General features: G+C 39.5%; 19 protein-coding genes. 3 read left to right on the top strand and 16 right to left on the bottom strand.

Annotated elements, in window-relative coordinates; translation table 11 throughout:
* From M3202_RS21310 to M3202_RS22625, 16 genes are all read right to left on the bottom strand, one after another.
* On the bottom strand, positions 1-415 hold a 415-nt coding region (locus M3202_RS21310), incomplete at its 3' end, for a hypothetical protein (RefSeq protein WP_251225234.1).
* A gap of 18 nt (positions 416-433) precedes the next feature.
* Entirely contained in the window at positions 434-853 is a 420-nt protein-coding gene (locus M3202_RS21305) for a hypothetical protein (protein ID WP_251225233.1), read from the bottom strand.
* Positions 854-941: 88 nt separating this feature from the next.
* Positions 942-1163 carry a glycosyltransferase family protein gene (locus tag M3202_RS21300; protein WP_251225232.1) on the bottom strand — a complete coding sequence of 74 codons (222 nt, stop codon included), beginning with the start codon at positions 1161-1163 and terminating at the stop codon, positions 942-944.
* Positions 1164-1251: 88 nt separating this feature from the next.
* Entirely contained in the window at positions 1252-1494 is a 243-nt protein-coding gene (locus M3202_RS21295) for a hypothetical protein (protein WP_251225231.1), read from the bottom strand.
* A 201-nt stretch (positions 1495-1695) separates the two neighbouring features.
* Positions 1696-2598 (bottom strand): hypothetical protein, encoded by a 903-nt coding sequence (locus tag M3202_RS21290; RefSeq protein WP_251225230.1) that lies wholly within the window; start codon positions 2596-2598, stop codon positions 1696-1698.
* Between the two features lie 21 nt (positions 2599-2619).
* Entirely contained in the window at positions 2620-3537 is a 918-nt protein-coding gene (locus tag M3202_RS22630) for a type II secretion system F family protein (protein ID WP_251225229.1), read from the bottom strand.
* A 58-nt stretch (positions 3538-3595) separates the two neighbouring features.
* Complete coding sequence (locus M3202_RS21280; protein ID WP_251225228.1) at positions 3596-5134, bottom strand: TadA family conjugal transfer-associated ATPase; 1539 nt, start codon at positions 5132-5134, stop codon at positions 3596-3598.
* A 106-nt stretch (positions 5135-5240) separates the two neighbouring features.
* Positions 5241-6704, bottom strand: a complete 1464-nt coding sequence (locus tag M3202_RS21275; protein WP_251225227.1) for an AAA family ATPase — start codon at positions 6702-6704, stop codon at positions 5241-5243.
* A 113-nt stretch (positions 6705-6817) separates the two neighbouring features.
* Positions 6818-7921 (bottom strand): Flp pilus assembly protein CpaB, encoded by a 1104-nt coding sequence (cpaB, locus tag M3202_RS21270; RefSeq protein WP_251225226.1) that lies wholly within the window; start codon positions 7919-7921, stop codon positions 6818-6820.
* A gap of 67 nt (positions 7922-7988) precedes the next feature.
* Positions 7989-8210, bottom strand: a complete 222-nt coding sequence (locus M3202_RS21265) for a hypothetical protein (RefSeq protein WP_251225225.1) — start codon at positions 8208-8210, stop codon at positions 7989-7991.
* 35 nt (positions 8211-8245) lie between these two features.
* A complete protein-coding gene (locus M3202_RS21260; protein WP_251225224.1) occupies positions 8246-8740 on the bottom strand; it encodes a hypothetical protein in 495 nt (164 codons plus the stop codon).
* The gene (locus M3202_RS21255) at positions 8737-10167 is read right to left on the bottom strand and encodes a hypothetical protein (protein WP_251225223.1); all 1431 of its coding nucleotides are present in this window, start codon (positions 10165-10167) and stop codon (positions 8737-8739) included. The genes M3202_RS21260 and M3202_RS21255 overlap by 4 nt, the downstream gene beginning before the upstream one ends.
* 16 nt (positions 10168-10183) lie before the next feature.
* Positions 10184-11305 carry an S-layer homology domain-containing protein gene (locus tag M3202_RS21250; RefSeq protein WP_251225222.1) on the bottom strand — a complete coding sequence of 374 codons (1122 nt, stop codon included), beginning with the start codon at positions 11303-11305 and terminating at the stop codon, positions 10184-10186.
* 151 nt (positions 11306-11456) lie between these two features.
* A complete protein-coding gene (locus M3202_RS21245; protein WP_251225221.1) occupies positions 11457-11963 on the bottom strand; it encodes an A24 family peptidase in 507 nt (168 codons plus the stop codon).
* Positions 11960-12775, bottom strand: a complete 816-nt coding sequence (locus M3202_RS21240; RefSeq protein ID WP_251225220.1) for a CpaE/TadZ family protein — start codon at positions 12773-12775, stop codon at positions 11960-11962. Before M3202_RS21240 ends, M3202_RS21245 begins: the two co-directional genes overlap by 4 nt.
* A gap of 23 nt (positions 12776-12798) precedes the next feature.
* Positions 12799-14271 (bottom strand): CpaE/TadZ family protein, encoded by a 1473-nt coding sequence (locus M3202_RS22625; RefSeq protein ID WP_251225219.1) that lies wholly within the window; start codon positions 14269-14271, stop codon positions 12799-12801.
* Positions 14272-15121: 850 nt separating this feature from the next.
* Between M3202_RS22625 and M3202_RS21230 the strand changes: the two genes are divergently transcribed.
* The 3 genes from M3202_RS21230 (at position 15122) to M3202_RS22480 (ending at position 16483) form a co-directional block, all read left to right on the top strand.
* Positions 15122-15973: a type II toxin-antitoxin system SpoIISA family toxin gene (locus M3202_RS21230; RefSeq protein ID WP_251225218.1), complete on the top strand. Its 852-nt coding sequence runs from the start codon at positions 15122-15124 to the stop codon at positions 15971-15973.
* Positions 15974-16021: 48 nt separating this feature from the next.
* Positions 16022-16228 (top strand): hypothetical protein, encoded by a 207-nt coding sequence (locus M3202_RS21225; RefSeq protein WP_251225217.1) that lies wholly within the window; start codon positions 16022-16024, stop codon positions 16226-16228.
* Positions 16229-16351: 123 nt separating this feature from the next.
* Positions 16352-16483 (top strand): hypothetical protein, encoded by a 132-nt coding sequence (locus M3202_RS22480; protein ID WP_285890646.1) that lies wholly within the window; start codon positions 16352-16354, stop codon positions 16481-16483.
* Positions 16484-16794 lie beyond the last annotated feature (311 nt).

Genomic DNA, 16794 nt, shown 5'->3' with positions numbered 1-16794 from the left:
ACCTAAATAGCCCTACATCGCTTTCATTTTTCTCAATCGTCAGATTGAAAATCGTATGCCCATTCCCCTCCAACACTCCATCAAATCGAGGCAGGGGTTCCCAATTTTCTACTGAGGAAAGATCAATGTCATTCATCAACCGATAGTTCCCGCTAGCGTCATTTCGTATATTGTTCAAATCATTAACCGTATAAATATGGATGATGGACTCCGCAGAAACTTCAGAAGCTCCTAACATGCTTTTTGCTTGGTTCGCAAGAACATTAAAAGGCACTTGTTCGACATCTTCCGGCAGACTTGCCACCGCAGCAGGAACCAACAATGTCGTACCTAACATGGCCGTTGAATACTTAAATCCTTTTGATTGATAAATTGGTTTCTTTATTGGAACCAATCCAGTCTTTTTTCCTTTCATATTAAAACCTCCAGTCATTTATTCTCTGATAAAACTTGCGGCAGAGCCGACTCGAACTGAATTCATGCTAACAATTCCGTCTTCAAAAGCGATACGGTCCCCCCAGCGCATATTCGGAACCAAATGCAAGATAAAAGGCCGATACTTTGTCACTACCATGGCTGTTACGGAAGGATTCTCTGAATTCAATCCACGTTGATCCGAGGTACCATAAATTTCATAACAGTTCCGAACCTGGTTAGATGCATAACCACATTCTTCAAAACCTCTATCCTCTAAATAATCAACCACAATACTTGCGATGGCGCTCGTCATTTGCCCTTGGTTCTCTACTTGTTTAATCGCTTCAGCTGAAGCTGCGTGACCAGCAAACATCGTTCTACCAATATTGATCGTATCGGGCAAGAGAACAACAATAAGAAGAAGTGTGATAAACATTAAAGTGGACCACTCAAATGATAAAAACCCATCTTCTTCTTTTAAAAAGCGTCTTACTCCTTTCCTTATTTGTCCTCTTCGATTACCCTTAATTCGCCGAGAATCGTTGCAATGCCTCATTTGCCTCAGCTCCATTACCAACAAATTCATTTTCCATACGCATATACTCAACTGACGAAATAAACAAGACAAAGCTTGTAACCAAGAGAGCTAAAATAACACCCACATTCATTAACATACTTTTTTCAAAAATATAAAAACCACTTTCTTCGACCAAAAATATACGACAAGTCTCTAACAACCTTTTCAAAAAAACCACCTCATTATGAGCATAATAAAGAAAAAACCCTTAATGTAAAAAAATCATTAAGGGCTTCTTTATTTACTTTGTTTAAACGTTACCAACCGGTTTCTGCGCCATCGCCCCAGCCATAACCAGGAGCTGTCATTGGATCTAATCCCTCAATACCATTCGCACCATAATATTTTTCACCTACGCCTGACCAGAAACCGTTCAAAACGAGGACACAAACGGCTCCAATCCCTAGAGCTAACAAAACACCAACCTGCGTCAAACCAAATTTTTCAAAAACCTGAAACCCTTCTTCTTCCTTAACAAACTTCTTCAACTTTTCAAACATTTTTTTCTCCTCCTTATAAATTTATCTGTAAAAGACAAAAAAACGAACTACCTGGAAGTGGTTATTTAGAAAATCGTTGATTGACACACGACTATTTCTAAACAAACGCCATTCATTTGGTAGTTCGTTTCACATATTATTTTGTCCTCAGTTAAATAATAAGGCATTTTTCATCATTTATCAAGCTTTTTTTATTATTTATTAAAACATCATTAACACTGCTGCTCCAAAAGCAAGGAAATAGATTAACATTAAAAAAACTGAAATGAATGTCGGCATCCTAGATTCAATCTTTAATCTTTCAATTTTTTTAGAAATAGCATCATCGTCCATTGTATTTAAAGTTTCCCTCAAGCGAAGGTTTAAATTATTATCAATGCCACCCTTCTGCAATGCCAAAATGACATTATTAACAAACCGGTCCACGAACGGGTAGCGCTGCAATTCTGCTGAAAATCGGCGTAATGCAATTTCTGTAGGACGTGTATACAAATCTTTTTCGAGTCCATACAAATAGTATCCTAAATGTTTCGAATAATCTTTTGTTTGCTGAACCGTCTCCACTATTGCATCATAGGTCGTTTTATTCCCTGATGATAACATCATAAATATCGTGGTCAAACGTGTCATTTCCTCAAGGACTTTTTGGTCGTGGATCTTTTTTTTGCTTTTCAAGACGGATATGGGCTGCCGATACATAATAAACCCAAACAGTAAACCAAAGAGAATAAAGTAAATTGAGAATTCTCTCATGAAGACAAATCCAAACGCACTGATCACAATTGGATATAACAGAACGTTTGTTAGTTGTGCAATTTGAATATCCTCTACTGTTGTATCAAACTCTCCCGATTCTTTTATTAACTGTTGCAGGTGCTTTGTTTGTTGATCAGAAGTAGGAAATCCTTGTTGTATTCTTTCATATAACGGATACACCCAGGAATGAACAGTTGAACGCTGGCTAATTTCCCGTTCTCGTTGTTCCATTTGTTCGGCTCTTATGAAATCCCGTGCCGCATACACTTTCTTTTTAGGTACAAGCATCCGATACATTACCCAATAAGCAAATAAGCCTAATATGGTTGCATATATCCAAAAATTCATTGGGTATCACCCTTCCTTTTCCTAGAATTGACTTTCTTCCTTCATTTTCTTTGAATATTTCCATACAAAAAAACCACTACCTCCAATTACCAGAATATCCAAAGCTCGATGGACAGGAGAACCAGCTAAAGGAATCTGCTCCGGGTCCAGCATAAAAAAGAACGTACCAACCATCATAACGATTAAATAAAACATCATCTTCATTTCAGATAGAGAGGAAGCCACTTCTTGCATAAAACGTTGCCTGTGCTTCTGCCGCCTCCTGATCATTTCACTGGCATCTGCAATGATATCGGCTGCCTTATCTTCTGTTTCTTCTGCTACCCCTAATATTAAATGAAAGTATTCAAGCTGAGGAAGGTTCAATCGACTTGGAATATCTTCTACTGCTTTAGATATGGAAATGTTCATTGTTTCAATCATTTCAACCGCTTTTTGATACTCTTCTCTTATGGGACTTTGCATATAAGGAACAGCTTTTTTTAATGCATCAAAAGTGGGAATATCATCATTGATTTGCTGTTCAACTGCATTAATTGCCTGTTCAGCCCGAAACGGTAGCTCACTCTGGTACGCATCCTCTCTTTTTTGTAACTGCATGTAAGGATAATATAATCCAATCGCGACTCCCCCAATTATAAAAACTAAAGAATCGGCCAATAAACTTGCAGCGGCTCCAATCACGACAAAGATAATGAACGTTGTTTGTTGGTACGTTTTAGAAATATCCCAATTGACACGGTTCGCACGTTTTAAGAAACTAGCATTTTTCCGCTTTCTCTCTTTATCTTTTTTTACGTGAGCCGCATGTCGTATTTCAATCCGTTCCTGCTCCACAATTTTTAATCCAATTGACTTTTTCCGAAAACGAATCAGAAGATGGAGTAAGACATATAAAAAACAGACTGCTCCAATGCCAAAAAATAAAATTGATTTCACAAAAGATCACCACTTTCGAATTACATTAATACCCCTCTCTTAAAAAGAGGGGTATCTTTTAGTATCTCATTGCATCATTTTGATAATATTCATCAAGCATAGTATGAATCGTATTTTCTTTTGGCTGCTCCGGCTTCTGAATAAATTTTTTCACCAGGTCAAATGGAGCCCCTTCATCGATTAGGTAATTAGCACTTTCACGACTTAATTGTCCAATCCGATAATGACGGCCCTCAATAGAACCGTCTTCATGTACATTCTCAATTATATATTGGTACAAAGTCCTGAAAATTGGCTCGCCATTTTTATAGTCTACTAATTCGATAATTTCCTTAACTCGCCGCTTATTATCAGGATAAAGCTTCTGGAATATGATAATATCAATTGACTCGGCTATCCACTTTCCAATGGACTCAGAATCCATTTTGGACCCATGCTCAAGTATCATATTCTTTAAACGTTGAACAGCCCGAGCAGCTGACCTAGCATGTAGTGTTGTCCAAACCCGGTGTCCAGTATTTGCCCCATTTAACGCATCGTAAGCAGCCTTATCACGCACCTCTCCATATAACATGTAATCAGGCTTTTGACGCAATGCATTGATTGTCAGTGTAGAGAGGTCGATATGCTGATCTTCTTTCAAAGAATTTGGCTTTGTTTCTTCTGTAATGATATGTTTATACGGGTATTTATGACGAAGCCTCATCTCTTCTGTATCCTCCATGAGTAAGATACGATCTGTATCTTTAATTACATCAATACTTGCTGTAAAAAGAGTGGTCTTCCCCGAACCCGTCGGCCCCACCATTAAACCGTTCAACCCATAACGCATCACTAAAGTAATTAAGTCTTTCATGTCATGGTTAATGGATCCCAAGTGTACAAGGTCATCTAATAAGAACGTATCCTTTGGAAATAGACGAAAGGAAACATATGGTCCTCCTCCGCCTGTCGCAATTGGTCCACGAACTAAGTTCACCCGGCCATCTGGATACCTTACATTGGCAAGTGGTTTTGTGTCCCCCCATGACTGGTTTCCATTACGTGCTATTTTTCTTGCAATTTGATAGGCATGTTCTTGGTCAATAAAACTACCATTTGCACGGTGTTTTTGGCCTGCTTTTTCATAATAAATATCAACCTTTTGGGTGATGGGATTCTCGCCATTCACCCATATTTCACTGATTTTCCCTTCTCCTTCTTTGATAATCTCATCAATAGGTCCTAATCCTGCAATTTCATTTACAAGCCGCTCAACTAATACTTCACTTTTTATAGTTGTGAAAACTATCTTATTCTTCTTAATGTAGGACTCAATAATAGGTTTAAGTCGGCTGCGCATGCTGACATCAAACAAAGACATTTTCAAATCAGCTCCATGCTCTTCTGACAGAAAATCAGCGATTTTCTCAGTTAAATCTTTAAGCATCTCTTTTTCTTGTTCAATAACATACTGTTTTTCATGTTCAGGAATGAATTGTTGATTATATTGAATCTTTTCTTCCTGTTCACGATAGGCAACATCTTCTAAACCTCTTCTGTTTTTCACTCTTGCCCGAGCGAAAGCCTGTTTCTTTTTCTCCTCTATTGTTGTCATGTATTAGTCGCATAAGATATGAAGACTCTACACAAACATGCCTGCTTAAAATAGCAAGCATGTTAACGAAGGAACACACCCTATGCTACCTCCCTTCAACGTTAATTTAGGACGATTTCTTTCCGAAGAATCTTTTTTTCTTTTGACCCTCGTTCTTTAATTGAATCCCGTATCTTTCATTGAATTGATCAACGGCTGCCATGATATCTATATCAACATCCCAACGTAAGTTAATTTGTTCTAAGACCACTTCATCCCTATATGGAATGGATAATACCGGCTCTCTTTGATAGAATTCTGCAATATCTTCCTCCGTATGAAACTCTCTCGTTTTATTAATAATCAAATCAAAGGTTTTTTCATCTTGGAGATCTTTTAGGGCCTCGATTGCGCTAAAATAAAGACCATTAGTACTAAAAGAATCATCAACAACTGCAAATCGTTCGTCTGCAAATAAAAGTGGTATATTGGTTAGCAGATCATTAGGACTAGACGGTACATCTACAAGGATATGTTGAAATCCTTCTTGCTTAGCTTCATAAAATAGACGCTCTATTAAATCATCGTCCTCATTAAAATAAATGTGGCCATGATGTTTTAATTCTGCATTTGCACTTAGTAAGTACAGGTTGTTAGGAAGTAGTTTTAAATGTTTTTTCACTTCCCGATACGTGTGTGGAAGTCCCTCAATCGCAATCTCGTTATTCACCACGTTTTGCGCTAAACCAGGCTGTTTATTTAAAATGCTTCGTACCGCTTGAAAAATGTCCTTGTCTTGATGAGTCAGCCCCGTTGTTCTTGCCATTTTTGGATATTCCACATCCAGCTCAACAATAAGAACCTTTCGTCCAGCTTGGGCAAGACGAAAGGCTATTGCTTTCATAATTGTGCTAACTCCAACGTTGCCAATTGGGGACCAGAATACACTTACTAATGAACGAGTAAAATCATTCTGACCTATTGGATAATTTGGATCACTTTTAGGAAAAGGCCGTAATTCATTTTGCTGTTGGACAGGTTGGGGAGCTTCCTGCTCGTCGGGATCCTTTTCGGTGGTGATTAGCTCTCCAACTAAGGATTTCTTTTCAACTGAGGCTTCCTCTTCGGGCGGCCGCTCTACTTCTTCTGCTAGTGATTCTTCCGGCATCTCCTTTTCACCTTCAAGTAAAAGATTGACCTCCTCTTCACTCTTTGGCAGGTCTAATATCCGCTCTACTTGAGCCACGGGAATAATATGATAGAACCCGTCTTGGATTAATCTTTCCACCAACCTACTTTTATCGGTACTACCAGTCAAAAGTAGCACCACAACAACGCCTTCAAGTTCTTCCGTAATAAACTTATAAAAGGCTTGGTCCCGTTGCAGGGAATTCATCCGTTCCCTGATTAGCAAGTGATCGTTTATAATCACCATATCCGGCGTTTGCTCCCATAACGAATTCCGTAAGTCTTCTAAATAAGAGTCTTCATGGTAAGACCAGTTTGCTCCTGTTTGATCAAAGAGCTCCATAATCTTATTATTAATTTGAATCGTACTAGATCCTAAAATCAGTTTTTTTTCTTTTATCATGACAATGCTCCTTTGCTAAAGTAAACTAAATAAGGCCAGTGTTGATCACTGACTCATTCCATGCAGCCCAACTTCACCAGCAAGCTCTTGGTTGGCTTCGTGTCTGCCCTTTATTAATTGTCTTCGCCTGTTAGTCGGTTCAAATGTTCATCGATTTCGTCTTCTGACATGCCTTGAAGTGCGTACTTAGAACCAAGGTATCTCTCACGTGAATCAAAATAACGCAATTCATCCAATTCTTCATCATACACAACAATTTCGCCACTTAAAGTAACGAACGTGTCTCCAGCTTCAAATTGGCTTTCAAGGTGATGAGTCATTGCATCAATAAACAATTTGACGGCATTCCCCATGAATTTCTCACCATGGCCGGTATCTGCATTTGTTTCTTCCTCGATTTTCTCTAACTCTTTCGTAAGCGTTTCTTCATCAACAAAGTCTTTTACCTCTTCTGCATTCGAAACAACTTCATCTTCCCTTGGGTCTAGGCTCTCCTCTACCGTCTCACTGACAGCCAAGATATTAAGCTCTCCTAATTCTTGCGCCCGCAGCAAGTAACTTGCCTGTGCGTCATCGGCATCAAACACAACAACAGTAGGAACGCGCTGACGAGTTCGTTGTGCCTGTTCTTCCTCTTCAGCCGAGGAAGGGTTGATTGGTCCCGTGACATCCTCACCTGTTGAGTCTCTCACGGCTAAAATACGAATACGCTCTTCCAACACTCCTTCGAATGCTTGGCCGGATGGCGTATTACGAGTAAAAAAGCGGACTTGTACATCCATATTGTCTCTCAATGAATTGGCCACTGATTTTTCAAGGTCCACCCTCATCGTTAGTCCATAACGATCATCATCGAGCATCATGCCTATACGAGACGGAATGTCCTCAAACTCAACTAAATGTTCCTGCATAAACATGTTGTTTACCGGTATTGTGTTCTTAGTACTAACATATTTGCCTGTAATAAGAGCAGGGTCAAGAATCGCATTTGGCGGTACACTGCTTGCCGGCACTTCTTTAAATTTAATATGATCCTCACGTATCTGTTGGTGCTCGTTCAGCTGCACAGCAGCAAACGGCACACTCATTGGCCGAATCACTTCCTCCGCCCTTTTTTCCGCTCCTAAATAAAAAAGAGATGCTACTAACATTGCAGCGATAATCGGTAAAATGATTGTTGGTTTTCGTTTTCTCTTAATAGCTGATTGTTTGCTCACTTAATAATGCCTCCTTATAAATGTTTCATTTGCTAATTTAATGCTATTTTTATTTCTTTTTGCTCTTTCAGTCTTTTTGACGTTTTTTCCAATTCAAAAGGTCAGCTGAGTCAAAAAAAACACGCAACACTTTTATTACCCCATACAATGTAAATATGCTGAAAAGCATAGAAATAATAATCGTAAATATTATTGACTGGTCAACAGTGGAGTTCCAAAGAAGGATAAACCAAGCTATCGACAGCACTGAAAATATTGAACCTAGTAATACCTTATCTATCTTGGTCATTGCTCTGCCTCCAATTGGATGAAAGAAAACAAGAATTAGTCCGTTTCCTTCATCTCTAAAATAGCAATTTGTTGATTTTGAATGACATAGGAACCATTGCTACCCGGGAAGAACTGACCAACGGACCGATACACTACCGAGTCTCTTACCGTATTTGCCCTTACCCCTAATAATGGAGGTGAGTACGACAGCCCTTTTTCTGTATCCCTTTCAGCAAGATTAAATAACGTACCCCTTTGCTTTCGACTAAAAGACAAATCAAAGTATTCTTCAATATCTGATCGATCTGGATTGACGGCATACTGTGTCCGATATTCGTCCGTTGGATTCCCGTTCACATCATATCGGACGTTGGTATCCCGTAAGCTCCCCTCAGAAATTCCTTGTCTCATTGCTCCAATAGCACCTTGCCTCAATGCATCATCCGCATCACTGTCTGTGGCACCGTGTACCCCTAAATCAACCAATACGAAAAAGAGTGGAACAAAAATAAACACGAAAAAAATCGTCCATTTAAATGAAAAAGTCAACTTCCACCACTCCTTGGAAAGATAATGCGCCAAATTCTCTGGAACAGCCCAGGAGCTCTTTCTTCGACCTCTTCCTTATGATCGGCATAAGACCGCTGTGGTTCGTAGTACCAATCTTCTAATTGGGTTATCTTATCCTCATGACCTTGCCAATTTAACCCTGTGCCTGTAGGGAAAGGATTACTTGGATCAACTGTCCTGATAATGAACTCGTCATAAGGTGTGCCGTTAATCTCAATGCTGCGGTCTACACAAACCTGTAAACTGTTTCGGTACCCAGCTCTCCCCTCCAGAGAAAAGTCAAAGACAATGCCGTCTGGAACTTCAAAACCTGTGTACCATCTTGGCAGACCTCCAAAATTTAACGGGTGGGCATTAACGAAACTTTGTGCTTCACTCAGGCTTCTGGTTGTATGCCATGTGCCATTCTCTTCAATCATGGCATACGGGATTGACCACTCCACCGTTTGCCCGGACCCCCAGTGGTACCCCGGGTTCCCTACATCTGGAACCATATCTAGCGTTTTTACATGCATATAAGGATACTCTTCAGAGTCAATTCCATTAATTTGCATGTTAGACGGGCCATAATTCCGACCTTGGTGTGCTGGATTTTGGTTCGTATAGCGCGTAGTAATTTTAATCTCTGTTCCTTGGCCGGCTTTGACTATACTCGGCTCTGGTCCAGATACACCGACTACCGAAAGCGTTTCGTAATAGTATCCCGTACACGTTGAGCAGCGACGGTTTCCGTCACTATCTGTCCGACAGTTACATCTATAGGTGTAGGTTCCTGAAATCCCTGTGGCTGACTGATTAGGAGATACACATTGATTTGCTGGAACGTTCGGGTCAGGCGGTATCTCAGGGGGTGGCGGGAACCTCACCACAAATTCAACAACCGTATCATAGCGATAAGATCGCTCACCTATTTGTCTCACGGCCCCTGTATCTTGAGCGATACTCGGAAACGAAACAATCGGCACCAGCAGACGTCTTTCGCCTGTGCCGCGGTAGTTGTTGATGATCGTTAGGCCTTGATATATATTTCCTCTATCATCAGGTGGTAACAAGGCATTTCTTGGGTCTCTTACATGGTCAGGTTTTGACACCAATTCAAAATCAATCAAGCTTGCATCAGTGATATGATCGGGTATAGGTAGATAGGAAGCATCAAACACATGAAAATCTGCTTGATAAAACCTATCCCTTGGTACATGTTCTATAGATTGTTCACCATTTGTCATTCTTGATTCAAAGTAAAATGAATTTGGACTGTTGGCATTGTACCAATATCCTACATATGTCGATGAAGTGAATGGGACTTCTATCCATCCTTCCTCAGCAGAAACAACCCTTTCCGAAAATGGAAAGGGTTGAACTATGAGGAGAAGAGCAAGGATGCCCAATATGAGCGATTGTTTCATTTTTAAAAATCTCCTCTTATTTTTTTAATTTACCTTCAAGTACTACTATATTGACTCCGGTTGTGCTTACTCCCTGTACGCCTATTAAAACATTAGCAATTTGAGTACTTTCGCCCTCTTTTCCTTCTTTAATTAAATTCTCAATTTCTTCTGTAAAAGGGACACCAAGTTCTTGAATCATTATTTTCATTGCTCCCACTACACGTTCATCGTTTCGAGGATTACCTGTAACATGTGTCATTCCATTAGCAAACCGTTGATAGCTCACATCAAGTGTTTTGGTGTCATCCTTGAAACCCGCAACAATCGTTCCTCTTGAATTCTCTTCATACACAAAGTTAAAGTCATTAAACAGTCTTTCAGAAACTGCATCTGCCATATCGTCAGGTGACATACGGTCAAAGTCCAAATCAACAACCACTCCATCTTCAATAACAACACCTTCAACCTCTTCAATTGGAGGCTCATTAGGATCAGGCGGAGTTGGCTGAGGATCAGTCCAATCTTCTAAATCATCTGGGTCGTTTGGTTCTTCAGGCCGCGGCAACAGAATAGGATTCCCGTTGTCATCCCGCACCCCTTTCGTCCAAACATTTTGAATGAACTGAACGGATTCAGCACGAGTCAAGAATTGATCTCCACCATAGTTATCAACGATCACTTCGTTACTATTGGAACCCTGTGCAAGCCCCTCTTGCAATAAGAAGCGAATCGCATTACGGCCTTCATAGTTCACTCCTTGCGTTCCAGCAATGATCTCAGCCACACGCATCCGGTTAATCGGTGAACTTCTAAGCTCATGGTTGTTTAACCCTAACGTCGGATAGTTTTGCTCATAGGACTGTGCATAGTACGGATCAGCCCAGTGAACTTTATCGGTCATTTCAATCCCGCCACCATAGGCTCGTAGTAACATCGCCAAAAACTCAGCCTCTGTTACAATTCGACTTGGCTTGAACAACCCATCTGGATACCCCTCAATTAAACCTCTCTCACTTCCCCATTCCACCGATTCATAGGCCCAGTGACGCTCCGGCACATCGTCGAAGGTTTTGGCGAATACTTGCTGGAAAGGGAGTGAAACCAATGCGACAACAGCAGCAGCTAAAATACCTCGTTTCATTAACTTTTTCATCATGTCGGGCAACCTGCCCTCCCACCTTTCAGTCTAGTTCTCTTGTACTTTTCTGCTAGAAAAAAGTGAAAAACAGTAAATATTTCCTCCTATATATAACATGCCACATTTCCGGTCAAATTTTCACCCCAATTTTTAATTTTCTCAAAAAAAATCACCATCCTCCTTGATTCATCAATAGGGGCACACAAATAATTGTTGCAACAAACGATAACATAATCGTGATCGTTCCCGGGAAGCGGCCAAACGTTTCATTAACCCTTGTCTTGAAAGAAAGGAGATAAGTTTTAATTGAAAATTTGTATGCCTTCAGCCCTAAAAAGTTGCCAATAATGAAGTGAAACCCCAAGAAAACTGTATAGTAAAAAACAGGCGTCACTAAAAAGATATCCCCTACAACATAGATACCAAGTAGCCCGGTTGCGAGGATTAACTTCACATCCCCGGCTTTCCAAAAGCGAAGCAGCCAGCCAAGAAATCCTATGGAAAATAAAATAGCTGCATATAACAGGACCGATCCAACCGGGTACAGAAATAATGCAACGATAAACGCTGCTGCTGCTGTTGGAAACGTCACGATGTTTTTAATCTTATAACTGCTCATATCCGTATAAAGGCAAATCGCAAACACGATGATGAGACAGATCGACGCCATAATCATCCGAACACCTTCTTGAATTGAGCCAACCAGCCTGTCCTCATATCTAATTCGGTGGTAAAGCCAATGATCCCCATATTCTTCATCAGTTCTGTAACTGCTTCAGAAAAGTCATGTTTGGGGTAGTCTAAATACATGAACGACTTTTTATCCCTTGTTTTTCTCACCTTTTCGTCAAAACGAATATATGAGGTATTTCGAATGGACTTCCCGTTATTTTGGTACACATTTAAAATCGTCTCTACTAAGTCCACGTTCGTCTTTTTCTGATTAGGAACTTGGTTTAAAATTAAGCCGATTTTATCGTGAGTAATTCCCATTTTCAGGAGGTCTTCTTTATATTGATGATTGTTCCAGACAGACACATGTTGCGTTGTTGAAACAATAAGAACGTAATTGGATAGCTGAATGGCTGTTTTGGTTATCGTAGACAGATCAACTCCCGTATCGACAATGACATAATCATAAACAGATGATAGCTGCTCTAAAATCCGATAAGCGTCGTTTTCATCAAAATTCTGTAAATCATCCGCGTCTGCAATAGCCGGTACAATGTCAATTCCGCTTTTCTCGTGCCTGATCACCAGACTCTCCATTTGAACCTCATTTAATGCTCTTCGTGTTCGTATCCAATCGCTCAGTGTCACACTCTTTTCCATGCCAAGTGCCGGCGCGATCCCCCCATAAGGAATATCAAAATCGACAAGGACGACCCGTTTCCCCGTAACTTTGCGAATGGCAGCTGCGAGGTTAATCGCAACCTCAGTCTTCCCCACGCCACCTTTCATCGATGAAATTGTAATTTGTTGTCCCATATCTGTTACCTCCATTTAATTGTTTAATTTTTTGAGAATAAGGAACGGAGCTTACTGTTTTGCCTTTCCAGTTGCTTTCTTCTTTGCTTAATGGATTCTTTGGGCACAATTTGCAGCGACTCAAGAATCATATCGATCCCCTCAGCAAAGGAATGCAGAGGATTCGCTGCATACAAAAAGGCCCCTTTGTTACGATATTGGCGAACCACATCGTCAAAAGGAGCAAACCCAATGATCGGTAAAGAATATTCTTCATCATCCTCAAACATCTCAGCAATTTTCTGTTTTGAAATGTCTTCTGTTTCAGGTACCTGGTTAATAAAGACAGAGATTTTCTGAAAATCAATGCCAATGCGCCGGATGAGGTCCTCTTTGTAGGCGTAGGCATTACTCAAGCTTACAACATCATGACTGGTCAACAATATGACTTCAGAAGCGCGTTCAATGGCTGAAACGGCTGCTTCAGAAAAGCCTGATGTATCCATAATTACGATGTCATAGTATCGCTTTAACGTATCAATGAGAATTTCTGCTTGTAGCCCTAAAAAGGACATCGAGTCTTTTGCCTGAAAAGCCATTGGAATAAAGTCAATACCCTCGTAAGATACCACCTTATTTTTGATCGCTTCCTCGGTCAATTTAGGATGATCATCAAACAGCCAATCCCCTAAGTGGGAGGTTCTTGGTAGCTTCAATGCGGCCCCTAGTCCTCCATAAGGGAAATCAAAATCAACGACTACCATTTTACTGGACTCGGTATGTTCCTTAATAGCAGCAGCCAAATTCAAGGAAATATCGGTCTTTCCAATCCCTCCTTTGGTAGAGGTAACTACAATCACCTTTGAAGCAAATGATCGATATTGCATCCTAATTTCATGCTCTTTTTTAGGAGACCACCCCACATTCTCCCTTCTATCACGTCTTGACCTGGTTTCCTTTACTCTTTCACGTTTCGAGGCCAGTTTCTCTTTTAAAGAGGGTTTCTCCTCAACCTCCTTTTTACGATAATTATCCTCTTGTTCTTCTGACCAATCCATTTCAATGGCTGGCTGTGCGTCGCGATCACTTTCCGCCCGGTACCCGTCTAATACAGCCTCTAAATACGTATACGTCTTGGGCGTTTCTATCCAGTTACAAATATCTTCTGTATTGATTTTTTGCACAAAGTGAAGATCATAGATTAGTAGTTGAGCGATCTGCCTAACGAATTCTTTATCATATTGATATTCTTCCGGGAATAAGAGTATTAACCTCATTTTTTCTCGATGTCTTCTGACCTCTTTTAGCCTTTCAAAAACGGCCTGCTTCGTTGATTGACTTTCACCTTTTGAAACAACGGCCAACCCATAAATAAGAGCACATTCTGCTTCGTCACTATCGTCGGACTGTGCCCACGCTGAAAAAGTATCCAAAGAAGTGTCTTTTTGATTAACCACATAATTGTTCTCTTCTAAATCATTTGCCAAGGTATCTAATCCCATATTTAAAGGAAACACTAAATGAACTCGTATTTTAATCACACCCTTTCGTTTGATTGAAATCACCTAAAAAATGGTAAATCAGGTTAACTTATTGCTCATACAACCTAAAAAAGAGCCCTTCTGTTGGTTAACAGAAGAGCTCTTAAATCACATATAGCTTTCAGAACAGTATTGTGGTACTTACTTATTGTCAATAATACTGCAAAACGACTTAATAAGTCAACAATATCTTTCTATAGCAGAACTGTATTTTGAAGTGGTCTTAGAAAATTAGCCTAACTAACTTGAAGCTTACCCTTGTTAGAAATATATAGTTGACTCTCTAACTATAGTAAGAAATCAGGGGAAATGGGAAGAAAAATAGCGAAAAAAATGGTATAATAGAGAAAGCAAATTGCATAGGGGCAGAGTGGGTGGTCGAGCCTCCGATAAGGGAGGAGGTGAGGCTGACGTGGTTACATTTGATGCAGCAATAATGACAATTTCCTTCGCAACACTATTGCTAACATTCATCATGGTAGTAATCATGATCGTACAAACAAAAAAGTAACCCCACACTCTGCTTTGAGCGGCTGATGTTGTGGAGTTACTCGTAAAAATGCCGACCGCTTACGCCAGCTATTTGCTAAAAGAAAAGTCTCGTGCTACCAACACGGGGCTTTTCTACATTAGTATGTGCTCTTATAAGTATTATAACCAAGGTCAGTTTTTTAATCAAGCGTTCTTGTTCAATACTGGGTGCTTTTGCTACTTCAAGTATCTGAAAGGTGTTATACTTGGACTATATTGAGACTCAAGCTTCGCTTTCCAGTTCGGAAAATTTTGAAGGGGTAAAAAAGAAGAAATGAGAGAGGAGCTTAAATAGGTGACATTCAAGATTTTTATCATTGCTTTGGTATTATTTATAGTTGGAAACTTCTTATTTTTCTGCTTTGCCCCGCTCAGATATCACTTGTCTTTGAGAACCATGCGAAAAGGGCTTTATTCTTTATATTTAATAGCATTAATGGCAGGGATATTGGTTGATGAAATCAAACTTTCCAATTGGCCATTTATCTTAGTACTAACGTTTATTGTTGTCTTTATTGACATCGCAATCTTATTAACTCCAAACATTTTAAAAATATGGAAAGCAGAGTTTCAATATGGTGATTACGTGGAAAATATCATTATCACCAATGAAAAGAGGCAAAAAGGAACAATGGACAGAGTAGGAACGATGTCTGTGATGATTCAAAGTGCCAGTGACTACTTTGGACAAATAGAAGAAGTCCATACTAAAGATGAGAAGAAACAGCAATTGAGACAATACTTAGATCAATATGCAAATCAATATGGACTCCTTATTCAGTTGTGGGACTTCGAATATTCACCTGTTGATTCCGACACTATTGATGCAAAGGAAAAACAAGGTTTATCCGATCAACAAATCAATGAACTCGCAGATTACTATGGCTTTTCAAATGGAATTTCAGAAACTCTAGACTGTATTGCTCGATTGAATACATTTGATTATGGTAAAGAAAAAGAGGAGTATATTAAATCATTAGCTCAATCAGGTATTGTTACCTTAATCAAAGAAGACAGTTATATTGTTCCTGCCTATATGGAGGAACAAAACTTATTAGTTGTATTAAAGAATGATATGGGTGAATTGTTGGAAGTAGACGGTATTCATATTACAAACCTTATTTCCATTTACTACTCCTATGTTTAGAGATTATGATATACTAGAGTTAAGACCACTTGATAGGAGGGGTTTTGTATGCGTAGACCAAAAAAGGCAACTGTTTCAGTGACAGGATCAAAGGGTAAAGTTGTCTTAGCCCAAAAAGATCCCGTCAAAATATCCAATGGATCTTCGTCAATGAAAAGAAGAAGACCGACTCACTTATCTGAATACTCGACAAGCCGTTTGACTCATAATATTAACCGTTTGAATAAAAAAATCATGAAGACAATTGGTAATTAAATCAAATAATTCTGGCAAGGTACTTCATAGAAAGTACCTTTTTTTTGTTTTTTAAGTATATTTTCTCTTAAAACTGTAAAGGGTTGAAAATAAGAACTCTATTTCAGAAAAGAGGAGATATAGGTGGCAAAAGCAAGACCAAAGAAAAACATCTCCCCTAAGAAAATCACAAGATTCACAGGGGAAACCAAAATGACAAAAGAAAATAAAGAAGCATTAAAGGTGATTCGTGCATTCAAGGGTATGTTTGGCTAAAAAGAAATTTCAGCACAAAAAAAGAAAAGGGAATTAAGTCCCTTTTCTCAACTTAGATACCTTTTCAGCTTCTGCACATAGTTCCAAAATTCGCTCATGCTTCGACTGCTTTTTAGCCATATGATCTCCTTTTTTATGAGCTATTTCACTCTTTAGTTCATTTCATGGTTTTCATGGTCATCACTTGTTAATGACACTCTATTATGTCCAGAAATTGATGGTACATTTTGTCCTAAACTTGACGGATTTATTGCCATTTAAAGTTAGGGAGGCTTGTCAGGCCTCCCAAAATAATCTATAAATCTACCTCA

It is taken from the genome of Halalkalibacter oceani (genome assembly GCF_023715605.1).
Taxonomy (GTDB): Bacteria; Bacillota; Bacilli; order Bacillales; family Bacillaceae_D; genus Halalkalibacter; species Halalkalibacter oceani.
The sequence above is the reverse complement of the archived record's forward strand: the minus strand, read 5'-3'. Positions and strand labels throughout refer to the sequence as shown.

Excerpts from the sequence above, each read along its gene's own strand:
- M3202_RS21305 (WP_251225233.1), bottom strand. The coding sequence starts at position 853 with ATGTTTATCACACTTCTTCTTATTGTTGTTCTCTTGCCCGATACGATC.
- M3202_RS21295 (WP_251225231.1), bottom strand. The coding sequence starts at position 1,494 with ATGTTTGAAAAGTTGAAGAAGTTTGTTAAGGAAGAAGAAGGGTTTCAG.
- M3202_RS21290 (WP_251225230.1), bottom strand. The coding sequence starts at position 2,598 with ATGAATTTTTGGATATATGCAACCATATTAGGCTTATTTGCTTATTGG.
- M3202_RS21280 (WP_251225228.1), bottom strand. The coding sequence starts at position 5,134 with ATGACAACAATAGAGGAGAAAAAGAAACAGGCTTTCGCTCGGGCAAGA.
- M3202_RS21275 (WP_251225227.1), bottom strand. The coding sequence starts at position 6,704 with ATGATAAAAGAAAAAAAACTGATTTTAGGATCTAGTACGATTCAAATT.
- M3202_RS21265 (WP_251225225.1), bottom strand. The coding sequence starts at position 8,210 with ATGACCAAGATAGATAAGGTATTACTAGGTTCAATATTTTCAGTGCTG.
- M3202_RS21255 (WP_251225223.1), bottom strand. The coding sequence starts at position 10,167 with ATGAAACAATCGCTCATATTGGGCATCCTTGCTCTTCTCCTCATAGTT.
- M3202_RS21250 (WP_251225222.1), bottom strand. The coding sequence starts at position 11,305 with ATGATGAAAAAGTTAATGAAACGAGGTATTTTAGCTGCTGCTGTTGTC.
- M3202_RS21245 (WP_251225221.1), bottom strand. The coding sequence starts at position 11,963 with ATGATTATGGCGTCGATCTGTCTCATCATCGTGTTTGCGATTTGCCTT.
- M3202_RS21240 (WP_251225220.1), bottom strand. The coding sequence starts at position 12,775 with ATGGGACAACAAATTACAATTTCATCGATGAAAGGTGGCGTGGGGAAG.
- M3202_RS21225 (WP_251225217.1), top strand. The coding sequence starts at position 16,022 with ATGCGTAGACCAAAAAAGGCAACTGTTTCAGTGACAGGATCAAAGGGT.